At 62.2% G+C, this 21,072-nt stretch carries 14 protein-coding genes; 6 read left to right on the top strand and 8 right to left on the bottom strand.

Annotated elements, in window-relative coordinates:
- Nucleotides 1-28: 28 nt before the first annotated feature.
- The 3 genes from xni to queF form a co-directional block, all read right to left on the bottom strand.
- Nucleotides 29-787, bottom strand: a complete 759-nt coding sequence (gene xni, locus SSARUM_RS18930) for a flap endonuclease Xni (RefSeq protein ID WP_060429304.1) — start codon at nt 785-787, stop codon at nt 29-31.
- A gap of 52 nt (nt 788-839) precedes the next feature.
- Nucleotides 840-2,204: a nucleotide 5'-monophosphate nucleosidase PpnN gene (gene ppnN / locus SSARUM_RS18925; protein ID WP_019455737.1), complete on the bottom strand. Its 1,365-nt coding sequence runs from the start codon at nt 2,202-2,204 to the stop codon at nt 840-842.
- Between the two features lie 192 nt (nt 2,205-2,396).
- Nucleotides 2,397-3,242, bottom strand: coding sequence for an NADPH-dependent 7-cyano-7-deazaguanine reductase QueF (queF, locus tag SSARUM_RS18920; protein ID WP_060426859.1), 846 nt, complete (start codon nt 3,240-3,242; stop codon nt 2,397-2,399).
- Nucleotides 3,243-3,305: 63 nt separating this feature from the next.
- Here queF and syd point away from each other — a divergent pair, with 63 nt between their 5' ends.
- Complete coding sequence (syd, locus tag SSARUM_RS18915) at nt 3,306-3,854, top strand: SecY-interacting protein (RefSeq protein ID WP_060388399.1); 549 nt, start codon at nt 3,306-3,308, stop codon at nt 3,852-3,854.
- A 610-nt stretch (nt 3,855-4,464) separates the two neighbouring features.
- On the opposite strand, the gene SSARUM_RS18910 is transcribed toward syd, so the two are convergent.
- Nucleotides 4,465-5,703 (bottom strand): MFS transporter, encoded by a 1,239-nt coding sequence (locus tag SSARUM_RS18910; RefSeq protein ID WP_039567400.1) that lies wholly within the window; start codon nt 5,701-5,703, stop codon nt 4,465-4,467.
- 178 nt (nt 5,704-5,881) lie between these two features.
- On the opposite strand from SSARUM_RS18910, the gene SSARUM_RS18905 reads away from it, so the two are divergent.
- From SSARUM_RS18905 to SSARUM_RS18885, 5 genes are all read left to right on the top strand, one after another.
- Nucleotides 5,882-6,208: a YqcC family protein gene (locus tag SSARUM_RS18905; protein WP_033638567.1), complete on the top strand. Its 327-nt coding sequence runs from the start codon at nt 5,882-5,884 to the stop codon at nt 6,206-6,208.
- A 146-nt stretch (nt 6,209-6,354) separates the two neighbouring features.
- Nucleotides 6,355-12,330, top strand: a complete 5,976-nt coding sequence (locus tag SSARUM_RS18900; RefSeq protein WP_060431019.1) for an alpha-2-macroglobulin family protein — start codon at nt 6,355-6,357, stop codon at nt 12,328-12,330.
- A 49-nt stretch (nt 12,331-12,379) separates the two neighbouring features.
- Entirely contained in the window at nt 12,380-14,728 is a 2,349-nt protein-coding gene (gene pbpC, locus SSARUM_RS18895; RefSeq protein WP_060431016.1) for a penicillin-binding protein 1C, read from the top strand.
- A 60-nt stretch (nt 14,729-14,788) separates the two neighbouring features.
- The gene (gene truC, locus SSARUM_RS18890) at nt 14,789-15,559 is read left to right on the top strand and encodes a tRNA pseudouridine(65) synthase TruC (protein ID WP_060419417.1); all 771 of its coding nucleotides are present in this window, start codon (nt 14,789-14,791) and stop codon (nt 15,557-15,559) included.
- Between the two features lie 33 nt (nt 15,560-15,592).
- A complete protein-coding gene (locus SSARUM_RS18885; RefSeq protein ID WP_016929894.1) occupies nt 15,593-16,045 on the top strand; it encodes a flavodoxin in 453 nt (150 codons plus the stop codon).
- A 57-nt stretch (nt 16,046-16,102) separates the two neighbouring features.
- Here SSARUM_RS18885 and SSARUM_RS18880 read toward each other — a convergent pair whose 3' ends face one another.
- The 4 genes from SSARUM_RS18880 to map all read right to left on the bottom strand — a co-directional run bounded on the left by SSARUM_RS18880 (nt 16,103) and on the right by map (nt 21,020).
- The gene (locus SSARUM_RS18880) at nt 16,103-16,492 is read right to left on the bottom strand and encodes a DUF3461 family protein (protein WP_004931929.1); all 390 of its coding nucleotides are present in this window, start codon (nt 16,490-16,492) and stop codon (nt 16,103-16,105) included.
- Between the two features lie 129 nt (nt 16,493-16,621).
- The gene (dapD, locus tag SSARUM_RS18875; protein ID WP_004931932.1) at nt 16,622-17,446 is read right to left on the bottom strand and encodes a 2,3,4,5-tetrahydropyridine-2,6-dicarboxylate N-succinyltransferase; all 825 of its coding nucleotides are present in this window, start codon (nt 17,444-17,446) and stop codon (nt 16,622-16,624) included.
- A gap of 42 nt (nt 17,447-17,488) precedes the next feature.
- Nucleotides 17,489-20,152, bottom strand: a complete 2,664-nt coding sequence (glnD, locus tag SSARUM_RS18870) for a bifunctional uridylyltransferase/uridylyl-removing protein GlnD (RefSeq protein ID WP_033649826.1) — start codon at nt 20,150-20,152, stop codon at nt 17,489-17,491.
- Between the two features lie 73 nt (nt 20,153-20,225).
- The gene (gene map / locus SSARUM_RS18865) at nt 20,226-21,020 is read right to left on the bottom strand and encodes a type I methionyl aminopeptidase (protein ID WP_004931936.1); all 795 of its coding nucleotides are present in this window, start codon (nt 21,018-21,020) and stop codon (nt 20,226-20,228) included.
- Nucleotides 21,021-21,072 lie beyond the last annotated feature (52 nt).

The raw sequence follows: 21,072 nt of genomic DNA, 5'->3' as shown, positions 1-21,072 counted from the left end.
TTGATGAAGGGCGCTGCTTGCAGCGCCCTTATTGTATCGGCAGGCGCAACTGCTGCAGGTTGCCGTCCAGCGACAGATCGGTGCGCAACGTGGCGACGTGTTTGCTGACGTAGGCCAGCTCGCGGTGCCGCTCCAGCTTGCCGCGCCATTTCTCCGGCACCTGTTCCAGCTGCTGATAGAGCCCGTCCAGGCTGCCCGACTGCTGCAACAGCAGTACGGCGGTTTTCGGCCCGATCCCCGCCACGCCGGGGATCTTGCTGCTGCCGATCCCCGCCAGCCCCCAATAGTCCGGCAGCTGCTGCGGCTGCACGCCGAATTCCTGCTGCACGAAAGGCATATCCAGCCAGCGTTTCTGGAAGTAATCACGGATCTGCACGTTCGGCGCCAAAAGCTGGCAGTAACCTTTGTCGGTGGAGACGATGGTCACCTGGTGGCCGCCGCCGGCGACCTTCGCCGCCAGCGTGGCCGCCAGATCGTCCGCCTCGTTGCCGGGAGAATGCCAGCTGGCGACGCCCAGTTCGGCGAAGGCCTCGCGCAGCTGCGGCATCTCCTGCTGCAGGTTTTCCGGCATCGGCGAACGCCCGGCCTTGTAGTCCGGCAGAATTTGGTGACGCCAGCTGTCGCGGCGATCGTCCTCGTCGAAGACCGCCACCGCGTGGGTCGGGCGGCTGTGCTGGATCAACTGCTGCAGCGCGTGGCGACAGGCGTTGACGCAAGGGGAACCCTGCACGGCGTGAATGCGGCGGATGAGGTTCAGGGCGTCGACAATCAGTAGGTGTATCATCATGGGCGGCAAGGTCAGAAAACGGGGCGGCCGTTACGCCGCCCGGGATTGAGGGTCAGGCGACGATTTCGTAGCAGGGCACATAGGCGCTGCCCGGCAGCTTCATGCGGTGCTGGGCGACAAAGCCCTGCAGCAGGCTGTCCATCTGTTTCATCATCTGCGGCTCGCCGTGCAGCTTGTACGGGCCGAACTGCTCGATGGCGTGGATGCCGTTTTCCTTCACGTTGCCGGCCACGATGCCGGAGAACGCGCGGCGCAGCGCGGCGGCCAATTGCTCCGGCGGCTGGTTCGGATACAGGTTGAGGTTCGCCATGTTCTCGTGGGTCGGCTCGAACGGCAGCTGCAGATCCGGCGCGATGCGAATCGACCAGTTGAAGCTGTAGGCGTCGCCGGTATTGCGGCGGTTTTCCTTCACCAGCGGCATGGCTTTCTTCATCTGCCGCGCCACTTCCGCCGGATCGTCGATGATGATGGTGTAGTGACGGCGCGCGGCATCGCCCAGCGTGTTCATGATGAACTCGTCCAGCACGCGGAAGTAATCGGCGCTCTCTTTCGGCCCGGTCAGGATCAGCGGCAGCACCTGTTCGCTGTTCTCCGGGTTCATCAGAATACCCAGCAGGTACAGCAGCTCTTCGGCGGTGCCGACGCCGCCCGGGAAGATGATGATGCCGTGCGCGATGCGCACGAAGGCTTCCAGGCGCTTTTCGATGTCCGGCATGATCACCAGCTCGTTCACCAGCGGGTTTGGCGGCTCGGCGGCGATGATCGACGGCTCGGTCATGCCGATGAAACGGCTGTTGCGGTAACGCTGCTGCGCGTGACCGACCGCCGCGCCTTTCATCGGCGCTTCCATCGCGCCCGGCCCGCAGCCGGTGCAGATGTTCAGCTCGCGCAGGCCCAGCTGGCTGCCGACCTTGCGCGCGTACAGGTATTCGTTCTCGTTGATCGAGTGGCCGCCCCAGCACACCACCATATTGGGATCTTCATCCAGATGCAGCGTGCGTGCATTGCGCAGGATCGAGAATACCAGGTTGGTGATATGGGCCGAGTTTTCCAGGTTCAGGTGCTGGAAACGGCCGGCGCTGGCGATTTGGCCGTGCACGAACAGGATGTCGCGTAGTACGGCGAACAGGTTGGCCTGCAGCGAGCGGATGATGCGGCCGTCGACGAACGCCTCTTCCGGCGGGTTGACCAGCTCCAGCTTCACCCCGCGTTCGCGGCGCAGCACGTTGATGTCGAAGGTTTCATAGCGTGACAGCAGCTGCTTGCTGTTGTCGGTTTGGCTGCCGGAGTTCAACACGGCCAGCGAACAGTTGCGGAACAGGCGGTACAGGTCGCTGCTGGCGGTGCGCTTCAGCATGTCTACTTCCAGCTGCGACAATAAATCCATAGAGCCAAGCGGGCTGATGTGTGTAATCAAGGTAACTCCTTTGCACCCGGTGCGGGGCGGTAGTAATCCATACGCAGCAAAACAGCATCTCGTTATGGTTGGCGTGCTGCGGCGCAGCGGGCGTTCCGCCCGGCCGCAGCCTCGTTTTAACCTTACCGCCGTCCCTGCGCTTTTACCAACATAAACCGCTCGTTAGCTCAGTTGTTGAGCAATGTTTCGCACTTATTGGCGCGCCAGGCGGCCGCGCTCGGGGGCGAATTCGACGTTGCTGCGCCACGGGTTGATATCCAGCCCGCCGCGGCGGGTGTAGCGGGCGTAAACCGTCAGGCTTTGCGGCCGGCAGTAGCGCATCAAATCGTTAAAGATGCGCTCGACGCACTGCTCGTGGAATTCGTTGTGGTGGCGGAAGGAGACCAGGTAGCGCAGCAGCGCTTCGCGATCGATCTTGCCGCCGCGGTAGCTTATCTGCACCGAGCCCCAGTCCGGTTGATGGGTGATCAGGCAGTTGGACTTCAGCAGGTGGCTGACCAATTGCTCTTCCACCACCTCTTCACCGGCGGCGTTCAGCAGGTAGTCGGCGTTGAACTCATAATTGTCGATGCGGATATCCTGCTGATCGATGCAGTCGCCGGCCAGGCGGGCGATCGGCGTGCTTTCCAACTGCTCGACGCTGAACAGGGTGACGCTCACCTCGCCCTGGGCGCAGGCGGACAGATCGCGCTGCAGCGTGCTGCGCACCGTTTCCCAATCGGCGAACGGGGTTTGGTTGAAGCTGTTGAGATACAGCTTGAAGCTTTTCGATTCGATCAGGTTCAGGCTGTCGGCGTTGAGGCTGATTTCACCGACCGCCACCTGCGGCAGCCCGTTGGCGTTCAGCCAGGAGAGCTCGTACAGCGTCCAGATGTCCGCGCCGTGGAAGGGGAGGTTATCGGGGTACAGCCCCAGCGGCTCGCGGTTCATGCTGCGCGGCACCGCCTGCAGCAGCGAGGCGTCGTAGCGATCGCGGTAGGCGGTGGGTTTGCCCAGCGTCAGCCCCGACAGGGCCTGGTGGTCTTGATATGAGGACATCTGCTGTCACCTTGGTCAGAGATAGGTACAATGGCCGTTAGTTTAACGTATGCGGGAAAGAATATGGACCATGATGTATCGCACGCTCTGCGTGAATTCACTCAACGCTATGTCGAGTTGTGGCAGCAAGAGCGCGGCCACGCGCCGGCCAGCCAGGCGCTGTACGGCGTGCCGTCGCCCTGCATCGTGGAGAACCGCGAGGACGAAGTGTTGTGGTTGCCACAGCCTTTCGAACCGGCGGCGACGTTGGAAAAGGTAGAAGCCGCGCTGGAGCTGCGTTTGCAGTCGGACGCGCACCGTTTCTACACGCAGCAATACGCCGGCGACATGAGCGCGCAGTTCGGCGAGCATCGTCTGAGCCTGCTGCAGGTCTGGAGCGAAGAGGATTTTATCCGCCTGCAGGAGAACCTGATCGGCCATCTGGTGACGCAAAAGCGCCTCAAGCTGCCGCCAACGCTGTTCCTGGCGACCACCGAATCCGAGATGACGATGGTGTCGTTGTGCAACGTCAGCGGCAACGTGGTGCTGGAACAGTTCGGCAGCGATAAGCGTACCCTGCTGGCGGCGACGCTGGGGAATTTCCTCGATGCGCTGCGCCCGGTGCTGGACTGAATGGCGACGGATTCGCCGTCGCCCGTGTGCGAGATCTCTCACACGGGCTGTGAGAGATCGCTCTTAATTTTTCCCGCCTTTCTCCAGGCGATGAGATTATTGTTATCCAGATCAATTGGTTAGAATTTCTTTAGGATAACTCTTAGGCTTAATTTAGTGTGAGACACCTCCCAAACCCTTGTGATTCCGGGGAATTTAAGCGATCTTATCGTTACCGGAACGGAACCGGCGGAGCAGGAAAGCATCAGGATGATGCAGCTTCAGGAAGAAGAAAGGGATGCGCTCAGGCAAGAGCGAAGGATGGCGTCAGGAGATGCCCAGGATGTTTCAGGATAGAAACCAGGGACACCTCCAGGACGGAGATTGAGAGCCGGCACAGGACTGTCGGCGGGTCAGGAAGGCTGAGGAACCGCGTCAGGACGATGCTGCAGGATGATGCAAGGATCGCTTGGTCAGGATGGCCGCAGGAAAAGTTTTCAAGGATTGAGCAGGGAGCACGCTGTGTAGCGGGATGGCTATAAAACGAACCGGGGGCACTGTTAACGCAGTGCCCCCAACTTTTTGTTCCATTCCGCCGCGCGTGCGGCCCTGCCTTAATCCCTCTTCAGCGTTAACCAATCGCGCCCAGCGTATCGCCTGCGCCCTGTTTTTTCGGCAGCAGGAACAGCGTGGCGTAGATATCCAGCAGGTAAATTGCCGCCAGCAGGCTGATGGCCGCGGTAAACGACACCTGCGTCACCAGCGCACCGATTACCAATGGCCCCAGGCCGCCGACGCCGCGCCCGAGATTGAACAGGATGTTCTGCGCGGTGGCGCGCGCCTGCACCGGGTAGGTATCGGAAATTAACGCGCCGTAGCCGCCGATCATGCCGTTGACGAACATGCCCATCACGGCGCCGGCGAACAGCATCAGCGTCGGGTCGCTCAACTGGGCGTAACCGATCACCATCACCACGGCGCCGACCTGATACAGCACGAAGATCTTCCAGCGGGGAAAGCGGTCGGCCAGTACGCCAAACAGCCAGATGCCGAACGTCATGCCGATCACCGTCACCGCCGTCCACAGGCCGGACTTGGTGAGCGAGAAGCCGAAGTTTTTCGCCAGGTAAGTCGGCATCCAGATCATCAGCCCGTAGTAGCCGAAGTTCTGCACCGAACAGAGAATGAAGATGCCGATGCTGGCCTTGCTGGTGGCGCGATCCTTAAACAGCAGGCGCAAACGCTGCAGGAAGGAGAGCGATTGCCCAGCGTCTTTCTGCCGTACGAATTCCTCCGGTTCGCCCAGAGTGCGGCGGATCAGGAATGACGCCAGCGCCGGCAGCAGGCCGACCAAAAACATGCCGCGCCAGCCGATGTGTTCCAGCAGCAGCGGCGTCAGGAAGGCGGCCGCTAGCACGCCCAGTTGCCAACCCATGCCGACGTAAGCCGAAGCGCGGTTGCGCTTCTCCGCCGGCCAGGCTTCGGCGATCAGCGCCATGCCGATGCCGAATTCGCCGCCCAGCCCGATGCCCGCCAGGGTGCGATAGACCAGCAGATCCCAATATCCTTGCGCCACGGCGCACAGGCCGGTGAACAGGGAAAACATCAGGATGGTGATCGTGAGCACCCGGATTCGGCCGAAGCGATCGCTGAGGTGGCCGAAGATCACGCCGCCCAGCACCGCGCCGATCAGCGTCCAGGTGACCAGCGAACCGGCGGCCGATGAGGTTAATCCCAATTCGATGCTGATGGCCGGCAGCATAAAGCCGAGGATCAGCAGGTCAAACCCGTCCATGGCGTAACCGGTGACCGAAGCCAGCATGGCCTTACCGGGCGTCGCGTGGTTTTTTTTCTCTGTTATTACGGACATGAATCTTTATCTGTGTGGTGAATTCGGTGGGCCTATTGTGCCGCGCGGCGGCGGACGCCACCAGATAAAAACGGTGGGCTGCCTCAGACGCGCCGAATTTGGGCTATAAAAATGCTATGCTTTGCCGCCTTTCAGCCAGCGTGCTGAATACCATGATGAAAAGAGATCGGGAATGCAGATGAGTATACATAACCAGGTGCGCCGCAGTTTGCAGGCGATTGAACAATCCATGCGCGATCTGGCGCTGTGGCAGGCCGCGCCGCCTGATCATGAGGCTTTCTCCAGCACCGAGCCGTTCTGCATCGACAGCATGTCGGCCGAAGCCTGGCTGCAGTGGGTGTTCTTGCCGCGCATGTATGCGTTGCTGGACGCCGAAGCGCCGCTGCCGACGCGCTTCGCCATTACGCCTTATTTCGAAGAGGCGTTGAAAGATCGTGAGCCGAGCAGCCTGCCGCTGCTGGTGCTGCTGCAACAGCTGGATTTGATGTTGAATAAAGAGCCGTAATTCGCCGGCGGCGCGCAGATTTTTGCCGCCTGGCAGTGTAGAGTACTCGCGCAGATGCCGGGCAGGAGAGCCGAAGGCGTCTTTCGGCTCGGTTGAACCGCGGCGGTTGACCGGGGGCTGCATTAGGATGATGAGGTGCTGCAATAATGGATTTATTAAGGGTTATCCTGCGTTTGCCTTTTACCCTGGTTAAGGGCGTTTGCCGCCTGCTGGGCGGGATTTTGTCGCTGTTGGGGCGGTTGCTGAGACCGCTGGTCGGCAACCTCAGCTGGCGTGCGCCGGCCTGGTGGGCTGCGTTGCCGCGCGGTTTTTTGCGGCTCGAAAGCGGCGTGGATAAACACCCGAAAGCGATCGGTTTGGGCTTGCTGCTGCTGGCGGGCGCCGCAGGCGGCGCGTTTTACGGCTGGCACTGGTGGCAAAACCGGCCCCAGCCCATCGAACCGGCGCCGATGGCGGTTCAGGAGATCAGCGCCGAGTTGGCCAACCCCGAGCCGATAGACTACGCCGCCGCCCGGCAGGCGCCGCAAACGGTGAGCCTGACCTTCAGCGGCTCGGCCGCGGCAATAAGCGCGGTGGGTAAAACCGTGAGCGCCGGCATCATCCTCAAACCGGCTGCGGAAGGGCAGTGGGCGTGGCGCAATGAGTCGACGCTGGTGTTCACGCCGAAAAAACCGCTGCCGATGGGCGCGAAATATGACGTAACCCTCGAGCCCGCCACCTTGCTGGCGCCGCAGGTCAAGCTCGCCAAAACCCGCTATGCCTTCACCGTGCCCGCGTTCGATTACCGCCTGGGGCAGGCCGAGTATTACCGCGATCCGCAAGATGCGCAGAAACGCAGCGCGATTTTCAATTTGCAGTTCAATGCGCCGGTCGACGTCGCCAGCTTTGAAAAACAGATTTCGCTGGGATTGAAAGAGGGCAGCGCTTCTTCCGAGAAAAAGCTGAACTTCTCCCTGGTCTATGACGAGAAAAAACTGAACGCTTGGGTGCATTCCGAGCCGCTGCAGGCGCTGGATCAGGGCGGCGCTGTGCATCTGACCATCGGCAAAGGCGTTAAATCGACGGCGGCCGGCAATGCGGTCGCTGAGGCGAAAAGCAACTGGGTCAAAGTACCGACGCTGTACAGCCTGGCGCTGAGCGACGCCAGCGCCCAGGTGGTGGATACCGACGGCGGCCAAGGGCAGCGTGCGCTGGTGGTCGGCTTCAGCGATGCGGTGAAGGATAAAGAGCTGGCGCGGGCCACCAAAGCCTGGCTGCTGCCGCAGCACGATCCGAGCGATGCCGAGACCGCCAACGATGCCGAAGATTTCTATCAATGGACGCTCGACAGCGTCGGCAAAAACGTGCTGGCGCAGGCGACGGCATTGCCATTGACGCTTAACGAGGCGGAAGAGGCCTACCAGCCGCAGTTCAGCTTCCGTTTCGAAGCCCCGGCGCACCGCTTCGTGCTGATCGAGATAGACAACCAGCTGGTCTCCGTCGGCGGTTACAAAATGCCGAAGAAGGTTTACCGGGTGGTCGAAGTGCCGGAGTTCCCGAAATCGCTGCAGTTCATGTCCGCAGGCTCGCTGTTGTCGGTCAACGGCGACAAACAGATCAGCGTGGCGGCGCGCAACGTGGCGGGCCTGCGGCTGGACATCAAGCGGGTGATCCCGAGTCAGCTGCAGCACATTGTTTCCTTCAAAAGCCGGGAATACTCGTCCACGGAATTCAACCGGCTCAACGACGAATATTTCACCGAGCATTTCAAATACCAGACGGCGCTCAACAACGAGCGGCCGGGGGAAGTGAACTATCAGGGCATCGATCTCTCCCGTTATCTCTCCACCAACGCCAGTTCGCATCGCGGAGTATTCCTGCTGACGCTGTCTGAATGGCAGCCGAACCGGAAACCGGCGGCGGAAGAGGCGGGCGCCGAGCCAGAACAGGAACCGGACGAGAGCGCCGGGGATGACCAGCCCGACGTCGGCGATTCGCGCTTTGTGGTGGTGACCGATCTGGGCATCGTCGCCAAGAGCTCGCAGGATAAGACGCGCGACGTCTTTGTGCAGTCGATCCAAAGCGGTGCGCCGGTCAGCGGCGCCAACGTGTCGGTGGTGGCCAAAAATGGCGTGACGCTGCTCAGCCAAACCACCGGGGCCGACGGCCACGTGCGTTTCCCGGCGCTCGACGTGTACACCAACGAGCGCCAGCCGGTGATGTTCCTGGTGGAAAAGGAGGGGGATGTTTCCTTCCTGCCGACCGGCAGCTATAACGATCGCGGGCTGGACTTTTCGCGCTTCGACGTCGCCGGTGAACAAACGCCGACCGATCCGCGCACGCTCGGCAGCTACCTGTTCTCCGATCGCGGCGTTTATCGGCCGGGGGATACCTTTAACATCGGCCTGATTACCCGCGCCGCCGACTGGCGCGTTGGCCTGGCCGGCGTGCCGGTGCGTGCCGAAGTCCGCGATCCGCGCGACAAGCTGATGACCACCGTGCCGCTGACGCTGGGCGCCAGCGGTTTCAACGAGCTGAGCTATACCACCGATGAAAACTCGCCCACCGGCGAGTGGAACGTCTATCTGTATCTGATCGGCAAAAACAACGATACCTCCACGCTGCTCGGCCATACCGCGGTCAATGTGAAGGAGTTCGAACCGGATCAGCTGAAAGTGAAGCTGGCGCTGACGCCGAACCGCCAGCAAGGCTGGGTCAAACCGTCCGAGCTGAAGGCCAGCATCGATGTGCAGAACCTGTTCGGCACTCCGGCGCAGGATCGCCGTGTGAGCACCAGGCTGACGCTGCGGCCGATGTATCCGAGCTTCGATCGCTTCCCGGATTATGCGTTCTATGAAAATCGGCAAAACAGCGACGGGTTCGAAACCGAGCTGGAAGATCGCACCACCGATGAGCACGGCGCGGCCGAAATCCCGCTCGATCTGAAATCCTACGCCGACGCCACCTATCAGCTGCAGCTGCTGTCGGAGGCGTTCGTCGCCGGCGGTGGGCGCTCGGTGGCGGCGACCGCCCGCACGCTGGTTTCGCCTTACGATTACCTGATCGGGGTGAAGGCGGACGGCGATCTGGGCTACATCAACCGCGACGCGGAGCGGCATCTGAACGTGATCGCCATCGATCCGAATCTGCAACAGATCGCCCTGCCGAACCTTAAGCAGGTGTTGATCGAGCAGAAATACATTTCGGTGCTGACCAAACAGGATTCGGGCGTTTACAAATACCAGTCGAAGATGAAGGAAGTGCAGCTGTCGGAACAGCCGCTGGCGCTGAGCGGGCAGGGCGCGGATCTGCGGCTGGCGACCGATAAGCCGGGCGACTTCGTGCTGGTGATTGAAGATGCGCAGGGCAAGACGCTCAACCGCGTTGCCTACAGCGTGGCCGGCAACGCCAACCTGAGCCGTTCGCTGGATCGCAACGCCGAACTGAAGCTGAAACTGAACCAGGCGGAATACCAGCCGGGCGAAGAGATCGAGGTGGCGATCAACGCGCCTTATACCGGCAGCGGCTTGATCACCATCGAGAAGGACAAGGTTTACGCCTGGCAGTGGTTCCACACCGACACCACCAGCTCGGTGCAGAAGATCCGCGTGCCGGCCGGCATGGAGGGCAACGGCTACATCAACGTGCAGTTCGTGCGCGACATCAACTCCAGCGAAATCTTCATGAGCCCGCTGAGCTATGGCGTGATGCCGTTCAAGATCAGCACCAAGGCGCGGCAAAACAGCCTCGAGGTGACGGCGCCGGAGGTCATCAAGCCGGGTGAAAACCTGACGATGACCGTCAAGACCGACGCGCCGCAGCAGGTGGCGCTGTTCGCCGTCGATGAGGGCATTCTGCAGGTGGCGCGTTACCGCCTGAAGGATCCGCTGGAGTTCTTCTTCAGCAAGCGCGAACTGAATGTGAGCAGCTCGCAGATCCTCGATCTGATCCTGCCGGAGTTCAGCAAGCTGATGGCGCTGACCGCGGCGCCGGGCGGCGATGCGGGCGAAGGGCTGGATCTCAACCTCAACCCGTTCAAGCGCAAGCGCGACAAGCCGGTGGCCTATTGGTCCGGCATTACCGAGGTCAGCGGCGAGAAGCAGTTCGTCTACCCGGTGCCGGACTACTTCAACGGCAAGATCCGCGTGATGGCGATTTCGGTGACCCCGGAGAAAATCGGCAAGGCGCAAACCGCCGCCACGGTGCGCGACAATTTCATCATGACGCCGAACGTGCCGGCGATGGTGGCGCCGGGTGACGAGTTCGACGTCAGCGTGGGCGTCAGCAACAACCTCGACGGGCTGAACGGACAGTCGGTGGCCATCAACGTTCTGCTGACGCCGCCGCCGCAGTTGGAGGTGGTGGGCAACGCGACGCAAAGCCTGACGCTGGCGGAAAAACGCGAAGGCGTGATCGCTTTCCGCCTGCGTGCCAAAGCCGTGCTGGGCGATGCGCCGCTGGTGTTCGACGCCCGTTACGGCGACCAGGCCAGCCGCCGCACCGTCAGCACCTCGGTGCGGCCGGCGGCGCCGTACCGTACCCAGTCGGTGATGGGGCGCATGAGCGGCGGCAGTCAGAACGTCGATGGCCTGCGCCAGATGTTCGACGCTTTCGCGCAGCGTCGGGCGGCGGTGTCGAATTCGCCGCTGGTGCTGACCAGCGGGCTGGCGCAATACCTGGCGGATTACCCGTATTACTGTTCCGAGCAGATCGTCAGCCGCTCCATTCCGCTGATGCTGCAGAGCCGCCACCCCGAGATGAAAAGCAGCCTGAGCCAGGCGGAAGTCAGCAAGCAGCTGCGCAACCTGCTTGGCGTGCTGCGCGCGCGCCAGAACGACAGCGGAGCGATCGGCGCCTGGCGTTCGTCGCCGGATGCCGATCCTTTCGTCACGCCTTATGTGGTGCAGTATCTGCTCGAAGCCAAAGCGGCGGGCTACGCCCTGCCGGAAGGCATGCTGGACGAGGCCAACGGCGCATTGCGCGAGCTGGCGGCCAGCGGATTCGACGATTTGTATCTGCTGCGCCTGCGCAGCTGGGCGGTTTACCTGCTGACGCTGCAAGGCGAGGTGACCACCAACTCGCTGGCGGCGGTGCAGGATACGCTGCAAAAACGCTATGGCGAAGGGTGGAAAACCGATCTGAGCGCGCTGTATCTGGCTTCTTCCTATCGCCTGTTGAAGATGGACGACGAAGCCGCCGCGCTGTTGCAACCGAGCTGGCAGCAGCTGAGCAAGGCGTATGACAGCGCCTGGTGGACGCAGAACTATTTCGATCCGCTGGTGCAGGATGCGACGCGGCTGTATCTGATTACCCGTCACTTCCCGGAGAAGATGGCGTCGATCCCGCCGCAGGTGCTGGAGAATATGGTCAAGGCGCTGAAAGAAGAGCGTTACACCACCTACTCCTCCGCGATGAGCATTCTGGCGCTGGAAAGCTATTCGGCCCAGGTGGCGGCGCAATCCGCCAATGCGGATGCCTTGGGCATCGTGCAGGTAGGCAAAGCCGGCGGCGAGCCGCAGCGCATCAGTGAGCTGCAGGGGTTGTTCGTTCAGGGGCAGTTCAACGCCGATGCTACCGCGGTGCGCTTCACCAACGGCGGTAGCGCGCCGGCCTGGTATGTGGTGACGCAGGCCGGTTACGACCTGAATGCGCCGCAAAAAGCGCTGTCGCGCGGCATTGAGATCGTCCGCGATTACACCGACGAACAGGGCAAGCCGGTGACGCAGGTGACGCTGGGGCAGAAGATCAACGTCCATCTGAAGGTGCGCGCCAACTCGAAAGAGGGGCAGAGCAACCTGGCGATCGTCGATCTGCTGCCGGGCGGGTTCGAAGTGGTGCAGCAGACGCCGCCGGAACCGGCCGACGCCGGCGAGGAGAGCGACGATCGCGGCGGTTGGCAGTCGCCACTGGCCGCCTCTGGCTCCACCTGGGCGCCGGATTACAGCGATATCCGTGAAGATCGGGTGATTATCTATGGCAGCGCCGGCACCGAGGTACAGGAGTTCGTCTATCAGATCAAGGCCACCAATACCGGCAGCTTTATTGTTCCACCGGCCTACGGCGAAGCCATGTACGATCGTGAAGTACAGGCGATGTCGGCCGGTGGCGGCAAGCTGGTGGTGGTGCCGGCGGGCAACGACTAGGCCGGCTCCGGCGCCAGGCCAGCGTCTGGCGCCGGGGTGGTGAGAACGTATGAAGATCCTGACCGGGCGCGTGCTGCAAAACGGCTTGATGGCGGTGTTTTTACTGGCGCTGCTGCTGGCCGCGATTCGGCTGTGGCCGCATCCGCCCCTGTGGCATGGGCTGCCGCAGTCTTCCGTCTATTACGACAGGCACGGCGCTCTGCTGCGCATCACCCTGGCCAACGACGACCGCTACCGGCTGTGGACGCCGCTGGAGCAGGTGTCGCCGTTGGCGGTGCGCGGGCTGCTGCTGCACGAAGACCGCTGGTTCTACTACAACCCCGGTTTTAACCCCGTCAGCCTAATGCGCGGCTTCTGGCGCAGCTATGTCGCCGGCGGCAAAATGCAGGGCGGATCGACCATCAGCATGCAGCTGGCGCGCATGCGCTGGCATCTCAACACCCGCACGCCGGGCGGCAAGCTGCTGCAGGTGCTGCGTGCGGTGCAGCTGGAACTGAGCTACTCCAAGCGCGATATCCTGGAAGCCTACCTGAATTACGCCCCTTACGGCCGCAACATCGAAAGCATCGGCGCCGCCAGCCTGATCTATTTCGCCAAGTCGCCGAAGGATTTGACCCTGCCGGAGGCGCTGACGCTGGCGGTGCTGCCGCAGTCGCCCAGCTACCGTCTGGAGCCGAAAACCGGCGTGCTCGGCGCCGCGTTGACGCAGGCGCGCAACCGTCTGTTCCAGCGCTGGCAGCGGGTTTACCCCACCGACGCCAGCCAGCAAACGCTGTTCCGCCTGCCGCTGGCGCTGCGCCAGCCCGAGCAAGTGCCCTATATCGCGCCGCACTTTATCGAACAGCTGCGCCAGCAGACGCAGCAACTGGTGCAGCGCGATACCCGCGTCGACACCACGCTGGACGCCGGGTTGCAGCGGCTGGTTGAGCGGCAGGTCAATGCCTTTATTGCCCGCAACCGCAGCCGCGGCATCCAAAACGCCGCGGTGCTGCTGGTGGACAGCCGTGATATGGGGGTGCGCGCGCTGGTGGGATCGGCGGACTATTACAACCGTCCGATTCAGGGGCAGGTGAACGGCACCAACGCCAAACGCTCGCCGGGTTCGACGCTCAAACCGTTCATCTACGCGCTGGGCATGGAGCAGGGCGTGCTGCATCCGATGACCATCCTGAAGGACGTGCCTTCGTCGTTCGGCGCCTATGCGCCGGAAAACTTCGACCGGCGCTTTCTTGGCCCGGTGACCGCCACTGACGCGCTGAATTTCAGCCGCAACATCCCGGCGGTGTATGTCGCCTCGCAGCTACGCCAGCCGACCTTTTATCAGTTTTTACGCCTGACCGGCGTCGCCAATATGGCCAACGAAAGCCACTACGGGCTGTCGCTGGTGCTGGGCGGCGGCGAGGTGACGGCGCAGGAATTGGCGAAGCTGTATGCGCTGCTGGCGAACCGCGGCGAGCTGCGGCCGCTTCGTATGCAGCTGAACGAGGCCGAATCGACGCCGGTTCGGCTGCTGAGCGAGGAGGCCAGTTTCATCACGCTGGATATGCTGCGCCAGCATCGGCGGCCGGGCGATACGCTGGCGCAGCGTTCTTCTTCGCTGCCGGTGTACTGGAAGACCGGCACTTCCTGGGGCTTTCGCGACGCCTGGAGCGTCGGGATTTTCGGCCCTTACGTGCTGGTGGTGTGGGAAGGCAACTTCGACGGGCGCGGCAACAATGCGTTGGTCGGCGCCGAGGCGGCCGCGCCGCTGTTCTTCAACATCATCGACAGCGTCAATGCCAGTTACCCCGGCCTGCGGGAACCGAAGCACCCGTTCCCCCAACGGCTGCGGCGGGTGGATATTTGTCTCGCCAGCGGCGATCTGCCGACGCCGTGGTGCCAGCAGAAGGGCAAGACCTGGTTCATTCCCGGCAAGTCGCCGATCAAGGTCGACAGCGTCTATCGGCCGGTGGTGCTGGATATTCACAGCGGCGAGGTCGTTTGCCCGCCGTATGACGCGGCGCAGACCCGTACCGAAATTTTTGAGTTCTGGCCTTCCGATCTGGCCAACGTGTTCGCCCAGGCCGGGCTGCCGAAGCGGGCGCCGCCGGTCAACCGCTGCAAGGACAACGGCATCGCCGTCGGCGGCAACGCGCCGCGCATCACTTCGCCGCTGAAAAACACCACCTATACCCTGCGCCAGTCGCAGCAGGGGCGAGATAAAATCGCCTTCAACGCGGTGACGGACGCCGACAGCAAGACGGTGTACTGGTTCGTTGACGATATCTATCTCGGCAGCAGCGCCAGCAAAAAGCCGATCGACTGGCGGCCGATCGACAACGGGCGCTACCGCATTCGGGCGGTGGACGATCGCGGCCGCGCCGATATGCGGCTGGTGACCATCGAATGGGTGAACTAGCGCTGAGCCGCACGCCTGTTATACTCGCGCCCGAAACGGCTATTTACCTGGGAAAGCGATGTGATTGAGATTTTGTATCAGGATGAACACCTGGTGGCGGTGAACAAGCCGTCGGGTTGGTTGGTGCACCGCAGTTGGCTGGATCGTCATGAGACCCGCTTTATGATGCAGACGGTGCGCGATCAGCTCGGGCAGCACGTCTTTACCGTGCACCGTCTCGATCGCCCGACGTCCGGCGTGCTGCTGATGGCGCTCTCCAGCGAGGTGGCGCGCCTGCTGTCGCAGCAGTTCGAGCAGCATCAGGTGCAGAAAACCTACCATGCGGTGGTGCGCGGCTACGTGCAGGAGGGGGCGACCCTCGACTACCCGCTGACGGCGGAGCTGGACAAAATCGCCGATAAACATGCCGATGCCGATAAGGGACCGCAGCCGGCGGTGACGCACTACCGGCCGCTGGCGCAGGTAGAGATGCCGGTGGCCGTCGGCCGCTACGACAGCGCGCGCTACAGCCTGGTGGAGCTGCAGCCGGAAACCGGCCGCAAGCACCAGCTGCGGCGCCACATGGCGCATCTTCGCCATCCGATCATCGGCGACAGCAAGCACGGCGATCTGCGGCAGAACCGTGGCATGGCGCAGCATTTCGGCTGCCCGCGCCTGATGCTGCACGCCAGCCATCTGCAGCTGACGCACCCGGTGACCGGTGAGGCGCTGCGGGTGACGGCGCGCTGGGACGAAGACTGGCAAGGGGTGATGACGCAGTTCGGCTGGGCGGGAGTATTCCCTGAACTTGCCGGGGTTGAGTTTAGCGCGGCTAACGGTCAGGATAGCTGACAATTTTTAAAGGTAATGAAGGGAGTAGGAGCCATGGCTCAGGTTGGTATCTTCGTGGGAACGGTCTACGGCAATTCGCTGCTGGTGGCGGAAGAGGCGCAAAACATCCTCAGCGAACAGGGCCATGAGGTCAAACTGTTCGAAGAGGGCACGCTGGAGGCCTGGCAGTATTACCGTCAGCACTACGCGCTGGTGATTACCTCCACCACCGGGCAGGGCGATCTGCCGGACAGCATCGCGCCGCTGTTCCACGCCATTCGCGATCAGGTCGGCTACCAGCCGGAGCTGCGCTATGGGCTGATCGCCCTCGGCGACAGCAGCTATGACAACTTCTGCGGCGCCGGGCGCGCGTTCGACGCGCTGCTGCAGGAGCAGGGCGCTACCCGCGTTGGTGAAGTGCTGGAGATCGATGCGATGGAACAGCCGGAGCCGGAAGTGGCCGCCTGCCCGTGGGTCGAGCAGTGGGGCACGCTGCTGCAATCGTAAAGTAAAAAGGCGCCGCGAAAGGGCGCCTTGGCGATGATGCGGATCAACCGATCCGCATTACTTGCCGCGGGTGAGTTTTTCCAGATCGGCTTCGATCTCGGCAATCTTGTGCGACACCACTCCTTCGAGATGGCGCAGGTCGTCGAGGATTTTACGCTTCAGATCCACTTCCACCTGATCGCGTTGGCACAGCTGATCCAGTTCGTCGATCACGTAACGCAGGTTCGGGTTGATCTCGTGAATTTCCTTGTAGCCCTGGCCGGCGTTGTCCGCCACCACGGTTTTACGCTGGCGTGGGTACTTGAACTTCACGCTTTTAGCGAAGAACTCGCCCTTGTCCTTGCGGAAATAGATCTTGAGGATGTCGTTGTTGGCCTCTTGACGCAGGCTATAGCGATCGACGTCTTCCGGTTGATTGATGCCCAAACTCTTCAAGTTATCGTACATACTGCGCCCTCTTTAGATGTGATCGTTATATTCCACGACTGCGATTATGGCGGAAAGCGAGGTCTGCGACTGTGACTGCCAGCGAAACGCAGACAAAAAAATAGCGGGTGAATCACCCGCTATTTCAATTTAGTCGATAGTGCGCAATAACTCATTAATGCCGACTTTACCGCGCGTTTTGGCGTCGACTTTCTTGACGATCACCGCGCAGTACAGGCTGTAGGAACCGTCTTTCGACGGCAGGTTGCCGGAAACCACCACCGAACCCGCCGGCACGCGGCCGTAATGGATTTCGCCGGTCTCGCGGTCATAGATACGGGTGCTCTGGCCGAGGTATACGCCCATCGAAATCACCGAGCCTTCTTCCACGATCACGCCTTCCACCACTTCGGAGCGCGCGCCGATGAAGCAGTTGTCTTCGATGATGGTCGGGTTGGCCTGCAGCGGCTCCAGCACGCCGCCGATGCCGACGCCGCCGGACAGGTGAACGTTTTTGCCGATCTGCGCGCAAGAACCGACTGTGGCCCAGGTGTCGACCATGGTGCCTTCGTCGACGTAGGCGCCGATGTTAACGTAAGACGGCATCAGCACGGTGTTGCGCGCGATGAACGCGCCCTGGCGCACGGTGGCCGGCGGCACGACGCGGAAACCTTCCTTCTGGAAGCGCGCTTCATCGTAGTCGGCGAACTTCATCGGCACCTTGTCGTAGTAGCGGGTTTCCGCGCCGTCCATCACCTTGTTGTCGTTGATGCGGAAAGAGAGCAGCACGGCTTTCTTCAGCCACTGATGGGTGACCCATTGACCGTCGATCTTCTCGGCGACGCGCAGGGCGCCACTGTCCAGCAGGCCGATCACCTGGTTTACCGCTTCGCGCGTTACGGTGTCTACGTTCGCCGGGGTGATGTCCGCACGGCGCTCGAAGGCGCTTTCAATAACGTTCTGTAATTGCTGCATGCTGTTCTCTTTCCTGATGTTGTCGGTAAAAAGTTACTTGTATCACATTTTATCGTTTGGGGTGAGGGCCTCTGTCAACCGTTGCTCCAACTTTCTGCGCGTTTCCTGGTCGAGCGCGCGCCGCTCGCCGTCGGCCAGGATAAACAAGTCCTCGACCCGCTCGCCGATGGTGGAAATGCGCGCGCCGTGCAGCGACAGCCCCAGGTCAGCGAACACTTCGCCCACCCGCGCCAGCAGGCCGGGCTGGTCGAGTGCGGTCAGCTCCAGGTAGCTGCGGCGATCGGTATGGGTCGGCAGGAAAGTGACCTCGGTCGGCACGCTGAAGTGACGCAGCTTGGAAGAGGGCCGGCGCACGCGCGGCGGCTGATACTCCCGCTGGGTGATGGCCTGCAGCAGCGCCTGGCGGATCGCCGCGTGGCGATCCTGCGCCAGCGGGCTGCCGTCCGGCTCCAGCACGATAAAGGTGTCCATCGCCATGCCGTCGCGGTTGGTGAAGATCTGGGCGTCGTGCACGCTCAGATTGCGGCGATCCATCTCGCCTGCGACGGCGGCGAACAGATAAGGGCGGTCCGGGCTCCAGATGAAGATCTCGGTGCCGCCGCGCGTCGCCTGGCGGCTGACCAGCACCAGCGGCTGGGTGGAATCGTGGGCCAGCAGGTGGCGGGCGTGCCAGGCCAGCTGATTCGGCGAGTGGCGCAGGAAATAGTCGGCGCGGCAGCGGCTCCAGATGCGGTGCAGCGCCTCTTCGTCGATGTTGTCCATGCGTAGCAGCGCCAGCGCCTGCAGGCGGTGATGGCGCACGCGTTCGCGCAGATCCGGGCTGTTTTGCATGCCGCGGCGCAGCTGCTTCTCGGTGGCGAAATACAGCTCGCGCAGCAGGCTCTGTTTCCAGCTGTTCCACAGGGTTTCGTTGGTGGCGCAGATGTCGGCCACCGTCAGGCATACCAGATAGCGCAGGCGGGTTTCGCTCTGCACTTCGCTGCTGAACTGCTGGATCACCGTCGGATCCTGGATATCGCGGCGCTGCGCGGTGACCGACATCAGCAGGTGGCAGCGCACCAGCCAGGCCACCAGCTGGGTTTCACGCGAGTTGAGGCCGTGAAGTTCGGCGAACTCCACCACGTCTTCCGCGCCGAGGATCGAGTGGTCGCCGCCGCGCCCTTTGGCGATATCGTGGAACAACGCCGCCAGCAGCAGCAGTTCCGGGTGCGGCAGGCGCGGATATAGCTCCACGCACAGCGGATGGCGCGGCCGAGTCTGGTCGTCGGCGAAACTCTCCAGCTTCTGCAGCACGCGGATGGTGTGTTCATCCACGGTATAGGCGTGGAACAGGTCGAACTGCATCTGCCCGACGATCTTGCCCCACTGCGGCATATAGGCCCACAGCACGCTGTGACGGTGCATCGGCACCAGCGCGCGCGACACCGCGCCGGGGTGGCGCAGGATGGCCATAAACAGATCGCGCGCTTCCGGAATGGTGCACAGCGGCTGTTTCAGATGGCGGCGCGCGTGGCGCAGCTGGCGCACCGTGGTGGAGTAAATGCCCTTGATCTCGCGGTTGCGCACCATCAGGTAGAACATGCGCATGATGGCTTGCGGCTCGCGGATAAACAGCGTTTCGTCGCGCAGATCGATCAGATCGCCACGCAGCTGGAAATCGTCGTTCAGCGGGCGCGGCTTCTCGGTAGCGTCCAGCGCCAGGATGGCCTCGTCGAACAGCTGCAGCAGCATGTGGTTCAGCTCGCTGACGCGCCGCGTCATGCGGTAGAAGTCTTTCATCATGCGTTCGACCGGCTCGTTGCCTTCGCCTTCATAGCGCAGCAGCTGCGCGACGCTGAGCTGGCGATCGAACAGCAGGCGGTTGTCGTAACGCGGCAGCACCAGGTGCAGCGCGAAGCGGATGCGCCACAGGAAGCTCTGGCACTCGTTCAGCTCGTTGCGCTCGGCCTGGGTGAGGAAACCGAAGCCGACCATTTCGTCCAGCGAGGTGGCGCCGAAGTGGCGGCGCGCCACCCACAGCAGCGTGTGGATGTCACGCAGGCCGCCGGGGCTGCTTTTGATATCCGGCTCCAGGTTATAGCTGGTGCCGTGGTAGCGCTGGTGGCGCTCCTGCTGCTCGTTGATCTTGGCGTGGAAAAACTGCGGTGAAGGCCAGAAGCCGTCGCTGAAGATATGTTTTTGCATCTGCAGAAACAGCGCGACGTCGCCGCAGATCATGCGCGATTCGATCAGGTTGGTGGCTACGGTCAGATCCGCCAACCCTTCCAGCAGGCACTCTTCCAGAGTGCGCACGCTGTGGCCCACTTCCAGCTTGAGATCCCACAGCAGGGTGATGAATTCGCCGACCCGCTGCGACTGCTGTTCCGTCAGCCGGCGCTGGCTGAGCACCAGCACGTCGATGTCCGACAGCGGGTGCAGTTCGCCGCGGCCGTAGCCGCCGACCGCCACCAGCGCGGTTTCCGGGATATCTTCGAAGCCGTAGAACGTCCACAGCCGGCGCAGCAGGCGATCGATAAAGTCGCTGCGCGCCGCCACCAGGCTTTCGGCGCTGGAGCCGGCGTCGAAAGCCGCCGCCAGCCACAGCTGGAACTGCTCCAGCCGCTGTTTCAGCATCGGGCAGGTGAGCTCTTCGTCGCCGTAGGTGCTGGGGGAGGCGGGCGGCATCGGCACGGCCGGGGCCGCCTGTTGAAGGAGATTGTCAGACATAGTGCGCAGCCCATAAAAAAGGCCGGCAAAAGCCGGCCTGGTGATATTCTGCACGCGGCGTGCGCCGCGGTGCTTACATCTCGTGCGTAATGATGTTGGGGATGGTGTCATCCTTGCGCAACGTCATTATCTCGCAGCCGTTATCAGTGACCACAATAGTATGCTCATACTGCGCCGACAAGCTGCGATCTTTGGTTTTTACCGTCCAGCCGTCTTTCATGGTGCGGATGCGGTAGTCGCCGGCGTTGACCATCGGTTCGATGGTGAAGGCCATGCCCGCCTGCAGCACCACGCCGCCGTCGTCGGCATCATAGTGCAGCACCTGCGGCTCTTCGTGGAACACTTCGCCGATGCCGTGGCCGCAGTACTCGCGCACCACGGAGAATTTCTCGGCCTCGACGAATTGCTGGATAGCCTTGCCCAGGGTGCGCAGGCGGATGCCCGGCTTGACCATCTTCAGCGCCAGATACAGGCTTTCCTGAGTGACGCGGCACAGGCGCTCGCCCAGAATGGTCGGTTTGCCGACGATGAACATCTTTGAGGTGTCGCCGTGGAAGCCGTCTTTAATCACGGTCACGTCGATATTGACGATGTCGCCGTCTTTCAGCGTTTTGTCGTCGCTCGGGATGCCGTGGCACACCACTTCGTTCACCGAGATGCACACGGATTTCGGGAAGCCGTGGTAGCCGAGGCAGGCGGAGATGGCCTGCTGCTCGTTGGTGATGTACTCGTGACAGATACGGTCCAGCTCGCCGGTGGTCACGCCAGGTTTGACGTGCGGCTCGATGATTTCCAGCACTTCGGCGGCCAGGCGGCCGGCCACGCGCATTTTTTGGATGTCATCAGGTGTTTTAATTGAGATTGCCATGAAATTCGTCCGCAGGTGTCGTTATCGTCGACAATAAGAAGCAGTGACTTAT

The sequence above is a fragment of the Serratia sarumanii genome, assembly GCF_029962605.1.
Lineage (GTDB): Bacteria > Pseudomonadota > Gammaproteobacteria > Enterobacterales > Enterobacteriaceae > Serratia > Serratia sarumanii.
Note: the sequence above shows the minus strand (reverse complement) of the source record. Positions and strands in the feature narration are given on the sequence as shown.